The sequence below is a fragment of the Actinokineospora sp. NPDC051303 genome, assembly GCF_055586285.1.
Window position 1 is genome coordinate 144,216 of sequence record NZ_JBVJIN010000004.1, and the last position, 15,880, is coordinate 160,095.

Below are 15,880 nucleotides of genomic sequence, written 5' to 3' on the forward strand. Positions count from 1 at the left end.
AGTGCGGCTAGGCTCCCGTGTAACGGAGCATTTTGGACCGGCGACACCGAGACGACGATCTTTTCGCTGGTCGAAAGGTGTGAGCGGGCGGGATGCCGATGACCGAAGACGACCCGGGTGGACTGCCGCCCCGGCTGAGCGTCGTGCACGATGTCGTCCTGCCTCGGCATGGCAGGCGGGCGCACGCGCTGGTCACGGTGTTCTCCCTGGAGGGGCACTTGGGGGAGGCGCTGCGGTTGCGGCTGCGGCCCGGTGACCCGGCCACTCGGGTGTCGGTGCGGCGGGTGCGTCCGGTCATCGATCCGGCGTGGCGGCCGCGCGGGGAGCACGACGGGCCCGCGTGGACGGCGTCCGGTATGGACGAGTTTCTGGTCCGGCTCGACCTGCCCGCTCCTGGCGACGCCGAACTCGACGTGCGGTTGTCCGCCGCCGACGGCCATGACCTGGCCGTCGACCTTGTGCGCTGGCGGTTGGCCGACTCGGCGGACCCGGCGGCCTGGGGCAGGCGGGTGATGATCCCGCGGCTGCTGGAGACGAGCCTGGTCGACGCCCTGCGGCACGCCGTGACGGCTCTGGAGCACGGGGACCGGCGCACCGCTGACCGGCGGCTGGCCGCGGCGGCCCGGCTGTCCGAGCAGGCGGATCGGGGGCGGGTGCGCTCGCTGCTCGCGCAGACTGGCCCGCAGCCGCCCGTCGACCTGGTCCGGGGCGTTCTCGAAGCCGCCGTGCGCCGACCGGGCGGGCCTGCCGGGGCGGTGCCCGTTCCCGACAGCGGGCCGGGGAGCGGCGAGTTCGTGCTTCCCGACTTCGAGGAAAGCGCGTCCTTCGCCGAACGGGCCGTCTTCGGCGAGCAGGCGGTCTTCGACGAGGGCGGGGCGGTTCACGAGGAGCCCGCGCACCGGCGTCGCCGCAGGCCCGTCGATGACGTTCCGCCGGAGACCGCCGCCGAGGTCAGCGCGCCGATCCCGGTGCGCCGCGCCGACCCGGGGGAGCAGGTGGTGAGCACCGGGTTCGCCGACCGCAGCGCGATGCCGCGGCTGCTCGACCCGAACACGACGCTGACCAGCGGCCAGGAATACCTGTTCTGGCTCACCATCGGCCCCGCCGACACCGACGGCGCCCAGCGCCCGCCGCAGCCCGGCGAGCTGCCCCCGGACGCGACCGTCACCGTCGTGCTGTTCGACTACCCTGGCGAGATCGAGTTGCGCGACGGCGCGACCATCGGCCAGCTCCGGCTGCACGACAGCGGCGCCGTGGTGCTGCACCAGCCATTCCAGTTCGCCGAGAAGCGCTGGTGGGCCGACCGGCTCGCCTTCCCGGTCCGGATGCCCGCCCGCCGCGGCGCCGCCCGGATGCGCTGCAACGTGTACTGGAACCAGCTCCTGTTGCAGTCCCGGCTGATCGAGGTCGTGGTGGCCGCGAAGCCGACCCCGCTGTCCGGGGCGCTGCGGTCCGTGCTGGACTTCCGGGTCGCCGACCCCGCCGTGTCGCTGGCGGAGTCCACCGCACCGAGATACGCCGCGAGCCTGCAACTGGACGACGACGGCTCCGGCACGCACGCGCTGCGGGTCTTCGCCGACGACGGCACGCGGCTGCTGCGGGCGCAGGCAGGAGTCGGCGACGGGCCGCTGAGCGCGCAGATCGGCCACGCCCGCGCCGCGCTGCACCGGGTGGCCTGGGGCGCGGACGGCCCGTGGCGCGACGGGCTGGCCTACCGGTACGCGACCCCGCCGTCGTACTCGCGGCTCGCCGACGACCTCGCCGGTCTCGCGGTCGCCGGGCACCGGCTGCACCACCTGCTCACCCGCGGCCTCGGCTCGACCGGCAAGGCCCCCGACCTGGCCGAGCCGGTGCGCTCCGCCCTCGCCCGCCCCGGCTACGTCCAGATCGCCCTGCGCGAAGGCGCGCGGCACGTGTTGCCCGCCGCGCTGCTGTACGACTACCCGCTCGACACCGACGCGCCGCTGCTGCGGCTGTGCGCGGACTTCGACCGGGCCGTGCGCCAGGGCACGGTCGCCGCGGCCGACTGCTTCCGCGGCGAGTGCGCGCAAGCGGTCGCGCCCGACCCGGTCGTGGTGTGCCCCGGCGGGTTCTGGGGCTACCGGCACGCGCTGGGCCTGCCGGTGTCGGTCGGGTCCGCGGCCGGGCTGCCCGACGAACTCGGCGGCGGCGGGGTCGACCTCGTCGGCGGCGTCAACCGGGACTTCCCGCAGATCCACGAGCACGAGGCCGCCCTGGGCAAGCTCGCCCGGGTGGCGCTGTCGGAGGACGCCGACGACGTGCTGCGCGACCTGCGGTCCGGGGAGCCCGACGTCGTCTACTTCCACTGTCGCGGCGGCGTGGAGCAGCACGTGCCGTACCTGCGGGTGAGCAGCGGCGCGGTCATCACCCCCGACACGCTCTACCAGAGCCGGATCAGCTGGCCCACACGGCGGCCGTTGGTGTTCCTCAACGCCTGCCGCGCGCCCGGCCTGACCCCGGAGGCCGTGCTCGACTTCGTCGGCTACTTCGTCCAGGACGCCGAGGCGTGCGGGGTGGTCGGCGCGGACGTCACCGTGTTCGAGGAGACCGCGGCCGCGTTCGCCGAGGACTGCCTGCGCGGCTTCCTCGCCCAGGGCCTGCCGATCGGGTCGGCCGTGCGGCACGCGCGCATCGCCCTGCTGGCCCAGGGCAACCCGCTCGGCCTGGCGTTCACGCCGTTCGTGCTGCCGACGATCCAGTTCCGCGGCTCGCGGCCGTTCGACTGGTTCACCGAGCCAGCCTGACCCTTTCCGCTGGACCGACTGGTTGGTAGGTTCCGGTGGCGCTCGCTCTGGAGGGAACCCGCATGGCTGCCGAGCACGTTGACGTCCTGATCGTGGGGGCCGGGCTGTCCGGCGTCGGCGCGGCCTGCCACCTGCGCCGCAAGTGCCCCGGCAAGTCGCTGGCGATCCTGGAGGCGCGCGCCGCGGCAGGCGGCACATGGGACCTGTTCCGCTACCCGGGCATCCGCTCGGACTCGGACATGTTCACCCTCGGCTACTCGTTCCGCCCGTGGACCCAGGCCAAGGCCATCGCCGACGGCGCGGCGATCCGGGAGTACATCAACGAGGTGGCCGCCGAGCACGGCGTCGCCGAGAAGATCCGCTTCCAGCACCGGGTCGTCGCGGCCGCATGGTCGAGCGAACGGGCACTGTGGACGGTCACCGTGGAACGCGGCGCGGAAACCGTGCGGATGACCTGCGCCTTCCTCTACCTGTGCACCGGCTACTACCGCTACGACCAGGGCTACACCCCGGAGTTCCCCGGCGCCGACCGCTTCGCGGGCCCGATCGTCCACCCGCAGCACTGGCCGGAGGAGCTGGACTGGACCGGCAAGCGGGTCGTGGTCATCGGCAGCGGCGCCACCGCGGTCACCCTGGTCCCCGCGATGGCGGGCAAAGCCGAGCACGTGACCATGCTGCAACGCTCCCCGAGCTACGTGCTCACCCTCGGCTCCCGCGACCCGATCGCCGACTGGGTGCGCGAGCGGCTGCCCGCGAAGGTCGCGTATCCGTTGGTGCGGTGGAAGAACGTGCTGCTGGCCACGCTGCTGTTCCAGCTCAGCAGGCGCAAACCGGACCTGGTCCGCGGCCTGCTCCGCCGCGACGCCGTCCGCAGGCTCCCCGCGGGCTACGACGTGGACACCCACTTCCGCCCCGCCTACGACCCGTGGGACCAGCGCCTGTGCTTCGTCCCCGACGGCGACCTGTTCCGCGCCGTGCGCAAGGGCCAGGCGTCGGTCGTCACCGACACCATCAAGACCTTCACCGAGACCGGCATAGCCCTCACCTCCGGCGACCACCTCCCCGCCGACGTGATCGTCACCGCCACCGGCCTCGAACTGCTCATGATGGGCGGCATCACGCTCACCGTGGACGGCCACCCAATCGACCCGGCCGACACCGTGGCATACAAGGGAATGATGCTCAGCGGCGTCCCCAACCTAGTCCTGACCATGGGCTACACCAACGCGTCGTGGACCCTCAAAGCGGACCTGGTCGCCCACTACGTCTGCCGCCTGCTCAACCACATGGCCAAAAACGGTCTGGACCAGTGCACCCCACTGGCCCCAGACCCCGCCCTGCCAAGGGAACCGTTCCTGGACCTCACCTCCGGCTACGTCGAACGCGCCCGCCACCGCCTCCCCAAACAGGGCCCCGCCACCCCTTGGCGCCTGCACCAGAACTATCCCCGCGACATAGCCCTACTCCGCCTTGGCCCCTTGGGCGACGGCGTGCGCTTCTCCCGGGCTGGAGCGGCACAGTCAGAACCGGCGCGGTAGTCACGATCGATATAGAGCAGCTGGGAAGATGAGTGTACGAGTTTCATGGCTGGTTCAGTCTCTCTGAGACGACTGATGAGGACGACTGCGGGACGATGGGGCGCAAACCCCACCCGGGCCGAACGAGTTCAATGTCCAGGTCCTCGCCCGCGATCTGATCACCCGGCGAACCGATCCGTTTCTCTCTCCCTGCGTCCCCACGATCGAGGGCTAAGAGGGTCTCACCTAGGTCTCTTGGCATGGAGCATGATCTTGGGCAGCGGACAAGACGTTGCTGCGGTTGGTGCCAACTGTGGTGACTCCGGTCAGAATCTGGGCAAGCGGGGAGCGGTCCGCGGCTAAACAGATAGTTGAGGCTGTCCGCGCCGTTCGGAAGACCTCGGCATTCTCACGACGGATCGGCGGCGATGAACATCCTGACCTGTCATGGACAACTCCCCAGCGGTCGACCGGGCCAGGCGCGCTGGACCCGGGGCCGCACACATGGATTGGGCACGCGGTGATAAGAATTGAGATTGGCGGCAGACTCGTAGCGGTTGATGGCGATGACGAGCGCGCGCGGTACCGTGCGGTGAACCGCCTTTACGCGGCACGGTCAGCTGATGGCAGGCGGGGTCCGGCTGTGTCGGTGCGCACAGTAGTGGAGATTCAACGCAGGCATGGCGGACATGCCCCGGCCGCCGTGTTGGGAGGGGAGTTCGTGGGCGGGACCGGTGGTGAAACGGAGTTCGAGGTGCAGGTCGCGGACGGCTGTCGGGCCCTCGTGGAGTCTGGGTCGGCAACACTGTTCCCTTCTCGGCTACGGCATCGCGGGCGTCCCTTCATCGCGGGACTTCCCGAAGAGTTCGCGCAGGCGGTGCTACATGGTTTATTAGATGATTCTTCCTGCTCGGCTGATTTGCCCGCCGGTCAATTGCGCGTCGACCGGGCCGGATTTGATGAGCAGGAGTCGGCGTCTCCGGTGTTCGAGATAGCCGCTCGAATGGTGAAATGCGTGCTTGCCGTAAAAATTCAGAAAGAGGATGTGGAAACAGAGCTTCGCAAGCTCATCCGTTCGTGGTGGCGAGCGTTGAATAGGACACGGCCGCCCGCATCCTGCTGAAATCGGCGACGCCTCGGCGTTCAAGTCCTCCGGTCATCTGCCCGCCTACGCCTGGCCTGCATCGCCCCGGTCACCCGCGACTGAAAACGGGCTGAGGGCAAGAAATGCCATGCTGCCCTGATCTGTTGGCTCGACGCCGCCGCGATGTCCTGTTCCCGATGCCGCGCGCCAACACCTCCTACCGGGCACCGGAGACCCACCACAGCCGCATAGCATCACCGGCGTGATCGAACTCGACCTCGCCCAGTTCGCTGCCGCCGTGCGCGCATACGCGCCGCGGTGGGAAAGCGCGGGAATCCGGTGGCGGCTCACGTTCGGCCCCGAGCGCGACAAATCCGCCGCGTGGGTCGACTGCGAGACCGGCGAGCTGGTAGGTCAGCTCATCGTGTGGACCAGCAGCGAAGCCGAACTCGTCGCCGGGGACCTCGCGGCTGGCGTCATCGACCATGTTCATTACGACCTGGCGAGCCCGCAAGAACTCGGCACCTGCCTGGACGATCTCACAAACCGGCTCACCGAGCAGAACTAATCGAGTTTTTGGTTGTATGTCGGCAAGGATTCTCTTCGGAAAATACGAAAACTCAACACGGTCGCTCAAGTAACCAAAGCGGTACGTGTGTTACTGGACAACTATCCGTTGGATGCGCTGGAATAAGACAAGGTCAAGCTGGGCGAGGGAGCGACGTGGGTGGTTACCGCCAACCTCCGCGCGTGCGGCCGGTTGGTTCCGATTGGCCGCGGATGCGTCAAGGTCGCCTGCGTCCTTCGACCCGGCGGAACCGGCGATGAGTCGAGGTTGGCGTGATCGGATGCGTTGCGGAGCCTGCTACCAGGATCGCTCCCGGCAACGCGGAGGACAGTGGCCTCATCGTGCCCTCCGAACGATGGCAGGCGGGTGACGCATGGCGTGTGACCCAGGGGGCAGTGGTGTGTCAATGGGTGCCATCACTTCGGGTGATTTGGGGGAACGACTGCCTGTCGGTCTGGGAGTCCGGTTCGGGGGATGGTGGGGTTCTTCTGGGTGAATCGGGGGGTGCGGGCGTGGTTCCCCCTGCTGGTCGTCACCCAAGATGGATGTGGGGCGCTGGGATTCGACGCGGCGACGGCGGGGGTGCGGGATCGCTCGATGGCTGGCCGGGGGAGGTGGCGGGTGAGCAGCGGGTGGACCCGGTCGAGGGTGGTCGAGGTGTGTTCGGCGTTGGGGGTGGGGGACGTTCCTGCTCCGGTGTGGGCGGTGGCGGCGATCACGGGGCTGCCGGAGGGGGAGGCGGTGGGGCTGGCTGATCCGGCCGGTGATCGTGGGCAGCGGCGCTTCCTGGCTCGGCTCGTGTCGGCCGCCGGGGTCGAGGTGGGGGGCGAGGACGACGCGGGGGTGCTGCTGGAGCACCGGGGGCTGCTGCTGGCGGGGGTGCGGGCGGGGCGGGAGCACGGCCTGCACGCGCTGGCGTGCGAACTGGCGCGGCGGCTGTGGTCGAGCACCGCGGAGCGCTCGGCCCTGCAGGACGACTCGGGGTGGCGGCGGGAGCTCGCCTCGACTGGGGAGGCCGCGGCGTTGGAGTGGGAGAACGCGGTGGCGTTGGCGGGGCTGGTGGAGCGGTCGGCCGTAGTGGCGACCGACGTCGACGACCTGGACACCGCGCAGCGGCAGTGGGTGCGCGCGGTGGCGCTGTGGCGGGCGTGCCGGGACGAGGCGCGGATGGTGGCGGCGATGGAGTCGCTGATCGACCTGTACGTGCGGTGGGGCAGGCTGCACCGCGCGCTGGACGTGGCGTTCGAGATGCTGGGCGAGCACCGCGGCCGCGAGCGCGACCTCGACGTCGCGCGCACCCTGGCCCGGCTCGGCGAGCTGATGGCCCGCGGCGGGCGGTCGGCGTCGGCGATCGACTACCTGGGGCAGGCGGAGCAGGCGTACGCGCGGTTGACCGCGCCGCGCCCGGTCGAGCAGGCCCGCGTGCTGGTGCGACTCGGGCGGGTGCGCTGGGCTGATGGCGCCGAGGCGGGGGCCCGGCGTGATTTTCACCGTGCGCTGGCGTTGGCCGTTGACGTTGATGACGAGTTCGCTGAGCGGGTGCGGGTGCTGTTGCGCGCGGATGGGGATCTGCCTGACGAGGATTGAGGGGTGGTTGGGTCCGCGGTGTTTGGTTGAGCGTGTTCGCGGGTTGGGTCGGGTTCGTTGGGAGGATGGCGCTGAGGCGGGGGCCCGGCGTGATTTTCACGGTGCGCTGGCGTGGCCGTTGATGTCGATCACGGGTTCGCTGAGTGGGTGCGGGTGTTGTTGGGCGCGGATGGGGACTTGCCCGATGAGGACTGATGGGTGGCTGGGTCCGCGGTTTCGGTCGAGTGCGCTTGCGGGTTAGGTCGGGTGCGCTGGGCGGGTGCCGAGGCGGGACCCGGCGTGGTTTTCGTCGTGCGGTGGCGTTGGCCGTGGATGTCGGTGATGAGTTCGCTGAGCGGGTGTGGGTGTTGTTGCGCGCGGAGGGGATCTGCCCGAGCAGGATTGATGGTGGCTGGGTCCGCAGCGTTCGGTTGAGCGTGCTCGCGGGTTGGGTTGGGTTCCCTGGGTGGAGGGCGCTGAGCGGGTGCGGGGCGCCGACTGGGACCTGTCCGACGGGGGCTGACCGGAAGACGGTCAGGGCTAACTGGCGCCGGAGGTGATGGCGGCGTCGGAGTCCGGGGCCAGGGCCTCGCCGGGGGTGAGGTGGCGTAGCACGGCTTCGCAGACGAATGCGCGGCCGTAGGTCTTGTCGTCCAGGGGGGTGATCACCTTGGCGGCCATCAGCCGGTTGGTGATGTCGTGCGCCTTCGAGATGGAGATGCCGTAGCGGTCGGCGATCGCGCCGGGGTTGGTCACCGGGCTGTCGATCAGGCCCGCGGTGACGTCGCGGATGACGCCGGTGCAGCGTTTGGGCAGGGTTTGGACCAGGTGTTTGCGCAGGTCTTCCAACGTTTTGATCAGCCGGACTTCGGCCTCGCAGACGGTGATGATCGCCTCGCCGATGAACACCAGCCACGGCTCGATGTCGCCGGTGTCGGCGATGCGGCGGATGTGCGACCAGTACTCGGTGCTGCGGCTGTCGATCACCTCCGAGATGGGCAGTAGGTGGTCGCGCACCAGCCCGGCCCTGGCCAACTGCATCGCGATGAACAGCCGGGCGATGTGCCCGTTGCCGAAGCCGAACGGGCGCAGCACCTCCAGCTGGTACAGCGCCAGCGCCATCCGCCCGACGATCTGCAGGTAGTCGTCCTCGGCCGCCCAGGTCACCAACTGCTCCAGGCCCGCCCGCGCCGCCGCGCCCGGGGGCGTGGCCACCAGCACCTCGCCGACGCTGGCCGCGCCGATCGCGGTGTGCTCGGTGCGCCACACCCGCTCCGGGGCGTGGCCCTCGCCAGCGAAGGCGGCGGCCACGGTCTGCAGCAGCGCCACGTCGATCGGAACGCCTTGGCGCAGCGCGGTGAACGCGACGTCGCTGGCGCGGAGGTACCGGTCGATCCCGGGTTCGAGGTCGTTGCGCCTGCGCACGCCGGGCAACTGCGAGGCCAGCACCTCGCGCAGCGCCGAGGGCACCCCGTCCACCGCCGCCGACCGGTGCGCCTCCCGTACCTGGGTGAGCCGCACCAGCGTCGTGGAGTGCGACAGCCGCAGCGCCGCCTCGTCCAGCCTCCCCAACTTCTCCTGCGCGTCGGCCAGCACGCGGACTGAGCGCGGTGACAAGACCAGATTCGTCCGCAACGGGTACGGGGTGAATGCGCCCTCGCGCCGCAACTCGACCGGGATTCGGTCCGACTCCGCCACCGGAGTCCACAGCCCGGGCATTGCGGGCCTGGAGTGATTCATAGCGGGAATCCTGATGGACACAAAACGATTTCCACAACACGGGAAGTCCGGCTGACCATGATCATTTTCGGGGTTCGCCCACCGGCTCCGCCCGCCCCGGTAGACCCGGTCGGATCGCCTGGCCTGGGCGGGGAAATCGCAGGTCGGGGGCGCGTGGCCGCGACCGCGCGCGGCCGGGTGGGCACGCTGCCGCCCGGACCCCGACCCCCGACCGCGGTGGGCTGTCATAAACAGGAGCGATCGGCGAGCCAGACGGATGCAAAGACCCCGAACTCATACCCGATCCGGTGAATCTCGGTGAACTCCGGCACTATCTCGGGATCATTGCCGACGGCACGATGCAATATGCCGCCGGACATAGCGGCGCGCCGACAAGCGAATACCATCGCCCGCGGCGTTGACGCGCGCCCGCGCCTGCGAGGAAGATCAGGTCGGCGGGGTCCGGACACGTGGGGGCGTAGCGTGGCCTTCGATCACGGGGGCGCACGGGATGGGGCGGACGATGGCGATACCCAGCGAGATGCCCGGCGCGCGGGGGCACGACGGGCAGCCGAGCGTGCGCAACATCGTGTCCGACGCGGGCGGGAACGTGGTGCAAGTCAACTCGCTCACCGGCGACGTGATCTTCGGGTCGGGCGCGGGCAGGGAATCGGGCGCGGGCAGGACGGTGCCGAGACAGCTCCCCGCGTCCCCGCTGCGGTTCGTGAACCGGGTGACGGAACTGGCCGACCTCGACGCGCGGCTGACCGCGCGCGGCGCGGACGGGCCCTGGCTCGGCGTGGTCAGCGGGCTCGTGGGAGTCGGCAAGACCGCCACCGTCCTGCGCTGGGCCAACGCTTCCAAGAGCCGGTTCCCGGATGGTCAGTTTTATGTGGACTACGCCGCCCTGCGCACGGAGTCGGGCACCGCCGTCGGCGACGCGCTGGCCGACTGCCTGCGCAGTCTCGGCGTCGCCAACGACCACATCCCGCCGTCCTCCGCCGGGCGGGCGGGGCTGTTCCGCACCAAGACCGAGAACCTGCGGTGCCTGATCGTCCTCGACGACGTGACCGAGCCCGCCCAGGTGCTGCCGTTCGTGCCGAACGCGCCGGGCAGCGCGGTCGTGGTCACCAGCAACGACCGGCTGGTCGACCTGTGGCTGGAAGGCGCGGAACCGGTCAACCTCGAACCGCTCGACGCGGAAGCAGGCGTGCGGATGCTCCAAGAGCTGTGCGGTGAGCAGCGAGTGCTGGCCGAGCAAGAGGCGGCCGGAGAGTTGGTCCACCTGTGCGCCGGTCTCCCGATCGCGCTCCGGGTCGCGGCGGCGCGGCTGGCGGCCAGCCCTCGGCTGCGGATCGGGGACCTGGCGCGGACGTTGGCGGACGAGAACCGCAGGCTGCATGGTTTCACGAGGCGAGGTGAGCGACTGGTGTCCGCGGTGTTCGACAACGTCTACCGGAATCTGCCCGACGAAGCGGCCGTGGTCTACCGCCGCCTCGGGTGCGTGCCCTGCCTCGACATCTCCTGGGACGTCGCCGAAACCGCCGCCCCGAACGTCGCGGGCGTTCACGACGCGGTGCAGCGGCTCATCGAGGCCAACCTGCTCACCGAGGTCGAGGGAGACCGCCTCCGCTTCCACGCTCTGGTGCGCCTGCACGCCCGCGAGCGCGCGGCCCAGGACGAACCCGCCGAAGTGGCGGCGAGCGTCGTCCGCGCGGTGGCGGAGCACTACCTTCCCCGCGCGGTGTTCGCCGACCTGGCCACCATGGGCGCTAACCGTCTCCGGATAGCCGATCCGACAGCGCTTACCGACGGACTGACAGACCCGTTTGACGGCAGCTCGGTAAAGGCGACGGAGTGGCAGGTGCGGGAGCGCGCGAACCTGCTGCACGTGCTGCGCGCCGTCGCCGACCGGGGCTGGCATGAGCTGGCCTGGCAGCTCGCCGAGGCGCTAGTGCCGCTGTACCTCAACCAGGGCTACCTGGCCGACTGGATCGAGTCGAGTGAACTCGGCGCCGTCGCCGCCCGGCTGGCGGGCAATCCGGCCGCGGAGGCGCGGCTGCGCAGCCTGGTCTCTCGCGCTTACACGGACCTGGGCGAGCTGGATCGGGCGGGCGAGGAGCTGCGCGCGGCCCGGGAGCTGGCGGGGGAGTCCGGGCATCTAGTTCTTATCGCGTCGGTGTGGGAGTTCACCGGCCGTTACCTCGACCGGGTAGACCCGGCCGCCGCCGTCGACGCCTACCGGCGGGCGATCGAGGTCAACACGGCCGCGGGCGAACTGCGGGGCGTCGCGCTGGCGACCTACTTCTTGGGCCGCGCGCTCGACGCCGCCGGGGACCACGCCGGGGCGCTGCCACTGCTGACCGAGGCGCACGAGTCCCTGACCGAGATGAATGACCCGAGGATGGCGGCGCGGGCCCTGCTCAGCCTCGGCGTGGCGCGGGCGCGCGCCGGGGAGGTCGACGCGGCGCGCGACGCGCTCGGGAAGTCCGCTGAGGTGCTTGCGCAGCGCGGGGCGGCCACCTACGAGGCCGAGGCCAGGCTGGCGCTGGCCGACCTGCTGGAGCGCGCGGGGGAGCTGGACGGCGCGCGGACGCAGCTTCGGCGGGTGCTGGAGATCCACGAGAAGGGCGGGGCCGACGTCACCGACCTGGTGGCCAGGCTGGCGCGGCTCAGCCCCGGCACACCGTGACCACGGACTCGGTCGCGCCCATCCGCACGGTGAGCGGGCCTTCGAGGGGTTCTCCCGCGACCCAGAGCGTGTAGAGGGCCGATCCGACCGCGGCGGGGTCCGCACCGGCGCCCTCGGCGAGGAGCTTGCCGCCGCCGCGTAGCGCTATCGCGCAGCCGGTAAGAGTGGGGCCTGCGGTGAGACGGCTGAACGGATAGCGGGCCAGCGTCTCTGCGAGCCACGGTAGGTCTACCGGGCCGTGAGAGGCGACGATTACCGCCGCGTCGTTGAACAGCCGCACGTTGCGTTCGTCAAGGCCGACAGCGAGGTGCCGCGACTCCTCGGGATGCGGGTCGGGGCGGTAGGCGCGCACGGCGGCGGGAAATCGGGCCAGGGTGACAGTGCGCGGCGCGGTGACCCTGCCCGCGACCTGGTAAGACCACACCGGCGTGACCTTCGGCCGCGGCTCGGGCATCGCGAGGGTCGGCGGCTCGTGCGCGGGCTCGGGCAATCCGATGGCCTGGTAACAGAGCCGCCGCAGCAGGCAGGCCGCCTCGCCCGGTCGCGCGAACAGGCGCTCCGCCAGCCCGGCAGGGGGGATGTGGGTCGCGATCAGCTTGTCCAGTTGTGGGCGCAGCGGCTCGGCGTGGTCGAGCATGGGCGCGGTCCGGCCGAGTTCGGCCAGCGGAGTGCCGGGCACGACCTCGTCCGCGCCGAACGCGCCGAGCACGAGGGGCTTGCCGATGGCGGCCGCGTAGAGGCTGACCGAGCCGTGGTCGCCGACGACCGCGTCGGCGGCGACCAGAGCGCCGTGCCAGCCAGCGGTCGGCTCGATGAGCAGCAGCCCGGCGCGCAGGGCGGGGTCGAGGATCCGGCGCACCTCGGCGGCGCCGTGCTGGGTCCACACATTGGGGTGGACCACGGCGGCGACCCGGTAGTCGTCCGCGGGCAGTTCGCCGAGCAGGCGTTCGAGCAGGTGCTCACGGCCGCCGACCAGCGACTGCCCGCGCCAGGTCGAACTCGCGAGCACCAGCCGCTGATGATCGGCGACGCCGAGCGCGCGGCGATACCGGTCGCGGTGCGACAGGGACGCTAAGAGGCCGTCGTAGCTGGTGTCGCCGCCTAGCGCGGTCAGTCCTATCGTCTCCGGGGAAACAGCGGCGAGTTGCGCCTCTTGGTCAGGGTGGGTGACCAGAAGGCGCACCTGACCCCGGCGCAGCACCTCCAGCGCGACCAGGCCGGACAGCCGGTCGCCCGGGCCGTCCGCGTCGGGCACGATCTTGTGAAAGCCGATCCCGTGCGGGACCACGATGAGCGGAACGCGGTCCGCCTGCTCGACGTCGACCTTCTCGCTCGCGGTGAGCACGAGCTGGCAGTCCACGGTGGACGCCGTCTCCCAGGGCTCGACGCGGGCGGGCAGCGACCGGAGATACTCGGCGACGCCGAGGGAGAACTCGGAACCAGGGTCCACGGTGAACACCACGCGCACCCGAGGGTCGCCCGCGAACACGGAGAGGGCTTCGAGGAGGCGGATCGCGGAGGTCATGGTCCGCGCTACCGCGAGGACGGTGCGCTGCCATCGGAACGTGTCCCAGCGCGCGCTGTCCGTCGGCAGGTTAGCCACAGTGATCGCCTCCGCGGGCGGTCCGCGCATTCCGGCTTCCGGCTTCCGGCTTCCGGCTTCCGGCTTCCGGCTTCCGGCTTCCGGCTTCCGGCTTCCGGCTTCCGGCTTCCGGCTTCCGGCTTCCGGGCGATTTTTCAAATCTTAGGGCACGCACGTGGGGAAACCGGAGCGTAGACACGACGGCCGAGCATAGTGCGTGTCGCCGGTTCTCCCGTTTCGTGTGACCTTGGGTAGTGATCTCGGTACGGTGGGCTGGATGGGCCAGGGCGTGGGGAGGCCGGGTGAGCGGTGACGAGTCCGCCGTGCGGAATGTGGTCGGCGGGAACGCCGAGATCATCGTGCAGGCGGGGCAGGTGACCGGGGGCGTGCACTTCCACGGCCGCCGCCGTGAGCCAGCCCGGCTGGTTCCGCCGCCGACGCCGCACTTCACCAACCAGCTCCGGGTGCTGGCCGAGGCGGACGCCGCGGTCACCACGCAGGCGCCCGCCGGGCCGCGAATCCTGGTGTTCAGCGGGCCGCCGGGGGTGGGCAAGCGCGAGGTGGCGCGGTTCTGGCTGCGCTGCCACTCCGACCTGTTCCCGGACGGGCAGTTCCACGCCGACCTCTCCGGCGGGCTGGACGACACCGGCCTGGAGAGCGCGCGGCTGCGGGACTTCCTGCTGGCCGCCGACGTCGACGCCGCGGCCATCCCGGATTCGGCGGAGGGCCGTGCGGCGGCGTTCCGGAGTTGGTCGACGGGCAAGCGGGTCGCGGTGTCGGTCGACAAGGCGATGACGCCGAGGCAGGTGCGGATGCTCTCGCCCGGGCCGGGGCCGTCGGTGGTGCTGGTGACCGCGGCCGGGCCGCTGTCGGGGCTGACGGTGCGCGACGCGGTGACGTTCATCGACCTGGCGCCGTTCGAGGACGACGCCGCCCGGGAGCTGCTGGCCCGGATGGTCGGGACCGCCCGCACCGAGGGCGAGCCGGACGCGGTCGAGGCGCTGGTGCGGCTGTGCGCGGGGCTGCCGATCGCGCTGTGCGTGGTCGGGGCGCTGCTGGTCGGGCGGCCGACGCGGAAGATCGCGCGGCTGGTCGCCGAGCTGAGCGACGAGCGGCGCAGGCTGGCGGCGCTGTCCCGGGACGACGACCTGTCGGTGACGGCCGTGTTCAACACCGCGTACCGGCGGTTGTCCCCGGCGGCGCAGCGCTGTTACCGCGCGTTCGGTGTGCACCCCGGCATGGGTGACGTGGGCGTCGATGTCCTGCTGGCCGCGCTGGGGGAGGGCGCCGAGGACGCTGTGGACGACCTAGTCGCCGCGGGCCTGCTGCGGGCGACGGCGGACGAGCGGTACGTCCCGCACGCCCTGGTGCGGCTGCACGCGCACGAGGTCGCCGCCGCGGTCGCGGACGAGAGCGCCGCCGTCGCGGGCCGGATGGTCGAGCACTACCGGCGCACGGCGGTCGCGGCCGGGCACGCCGCGATGCCGCTGCGCGGCTGGCTGACGGCGTTCTTCGGCGAGCACCTGAACCGCACGGCCCCCGACGAGCCGATGGCCTGGCTGGAGGTCGAGCGGACGACGCTGCGCGCGGTGGTCGAGCGGCTCTACGACGACGCCCGCTTCGCCGACGTGTGCCTGCTCGCGGTGGCGCTGTGGCCGCTGCACGAGCGCGGCAAGCACGCCGAGGACCTCATCGAGGTCAACACCCGGGCGGTGACCGCGGCGCGCGAACTCGGCCGCGCCGACCTGCTCGCGTTGGCCACGACCCAGCTCGGGTTCGGCTACCTGCACAGCGGCGACAGCGCCCGCGCCCACGAGACCTTCCGGCAGGCGGTCGAGGCCGCCGACGCCGCGGGCGTGGTCGAGTTGCGGGCGACGGCGCTGGAGTCGCTGGGACTCGCCGCGATCGCCGCCGGACGCGACGACGACGCCGTGGCGGCTCTGCGCCGCAACCTCGCCCTGGCCGAGGAGATCGGCGTGCCGCGCAGGCTCGCGCTGGCCCGGCTGCACCTGGCCAAGGTGACCGGGCCGGACGAGTCGCTGGTCCTGCTCGACGCGGCGTTGGCGGGCTTCGCGGGCCTCGACCCGGTGGATGACTACAACGCGGCCAAGGCGCGGCTGTGGCTGGGTCGCACGCTCACCCGGCTGTCCCGGTTCTCCGCGGCGCGGGAAAGCCTCGACCAGGCGCTGGCGGTGATGCGGGCGCACCGCAGGCCGTTCGACCAAGCCCAGGTGCTGGAGGCGATCGGCGACCTCGATGCTGCCAGCGGCGACCCGGCCGTTGCGGCCGACCGCTACCGCGAGTCGCTGGCGATCACGGAGTCGTCCGGGTTCGTCGGCGAGGCCCGGCGGGTCCAGGGGAAGCTGCTGGCCGTCGCCGCGAGCTGA

10 protein-coding genes are annotated in these 15,880 nt (G+C 71.5%); 8 read left to right on the plus strand and 2 right to left on the minus strand.

Going from position 1 to position 15,880, the window contains the following annotated elements; all coding sequences use genetic code 11:
- Window positions 1-92: 92 nt before the first annotated feature.
- The 6 genes from ACZ6SD_RS05030 to ACZ6SD_RS05055 all read left to right on the plus strand — a co-directional run bounded on the left by ACZ6SD_RS05030 (window position 93) and on the right by ACZ6SD_RS05055 (window position 7,521).
- Window positions 93-2,765, plus strand: coding sequence for a hypothetical protein (locus tag ACZ6SD_RS05030; protein ID WP_465315602.1), 2,673 nt, complete (start codon window positions 93-95; stop codon window positions 2,763-2,765).
- A gap of 62 nt (window positions 2,766-2,827) precedes the next feature.
- Window positions 2,828-4,303 (plus strand): flavin-containing monooxygenase, encoded by a 1,476-nt coding sequence (locus ACZ6SD_RS05035; protein ID WP_465315603.1) that lies wholly within the window; start codon window positions 2,828-2,830, stop codon window positions 4,301-4,303.
- An 85-nt stretch (window positions 4,304-4,388) separates the two neighbouring features.
- Window positions 4,389-4,517, plus strand: coding sequence for an Imm7 family immunity protein (locus tag ACZ6SD_RS05040; protein ID WP_465315698.1), 129 nt, complete (start codon window positions 4,389-4,391; stop codon window positions 4,515-4,517).
- A 486-nt stretch (window positions 4,518-5,003) separates the two neighbouring features.
- Window positions 5,004-5,405, plus strand: a complete 402-nt coding sequence (locus ACZ6SD_RS05045; RefSeq protein ID WP_465315604.1) for a hypothetical protein — start codon at window positions 5,004-5,006, stop codon at window positions 5,403-5,405.
- A gap of 223 nt (window positions 5,406-5,628) precedes the next feature.
- Window positions 5,629-5,934, plus strand: a complete 306-nt coding sequence (locus tag ACZ6SD_RS05050) for a hypothetical protein (protein ID WP_465315605.1) — start codon at window positions 5,629-5,631, stop codon at window positions 5,932-5,934.
- 621 nt (window positions 5,935-6,555) lie between these two features.
- Window positions 6,556-7,521: a hypothetical protein gene (locus ACZ6SD_RS05055; protein WP_465315606.1), complete on the plus strand. Its 966-nt coding sequence runs from the start codon at window positions 6,556-6,558 to the stop codon at window positions 7,519-7,521.
- 519 nt (window positions 7,522-8,040) lie between these two features.
- On the opposite strand, the gene ACZ6SD_RS05060 is transcribed toward ACZ6SD_RS05055, so the two are convergent.
- Window positions 8,041-9,240, minus strand: a complete 1,200-nt coding sequence (locus ACZ6SD_RS05060) for a Fic family protein (protein WP_465315607.1) — start codon at window positions 9,238-9,240, stop codon at window positions 8,041-8,043.
- A 502-nt stretch (window positions 9,241-9,742) separates the two neighbouring features.
- Here ACZ6SD_RS05060 and ACZ6SD_RS05065 point away from each other — a divergent pair.
- Window positions 9,743-11,911: a hypothetical protein gene (locus tag ACZ6SD_RS05065; RefSeq protein ID WP_465315608.1), complete on the plus strand. Its 2,169-nt coding sequence runs from the start codon at window positions 9,743-9,745 to the stop codon at window positions 11,909-11,911.
- Here ACZ6SD_RS05065 and ACZ6SD_RS05070 read toward each other — a convergent pair.
- Entirely contained in the window at window positions 11,892-13,514 is a 1,623-nt protein-coding gene (locus tag ACZ6SD_RS05070) for a hypothetical protein (RefSeq protein ID WP_465315609.1), read from the minus strand. The two genes, ACZ6SD_RS05065 and ACZ6SD_RS05070, sit on opposite strands and share 20 nt — an antisense overlap.
- A gap of 281 nt (window positions 13,515-13,795) precedes the next feature.
- On the opposite strand from ACZ6SD_RS05070, the gene ACZ6SD_RS05075 reads away from it, so the two are divergent.
- Window positions 13,796-15,880 carry a tetratricopeptide repeat protein gene (locus ACZ6SD_RS05075; protein ID WP_465315610.1) on the plus strand — a complete coding sequence of 695 codons (2,085 nt, stop codon included), beginning with the start codon at window positions 13,796-13,798 and terminating at the stop codon, window positions 15,878-15,880.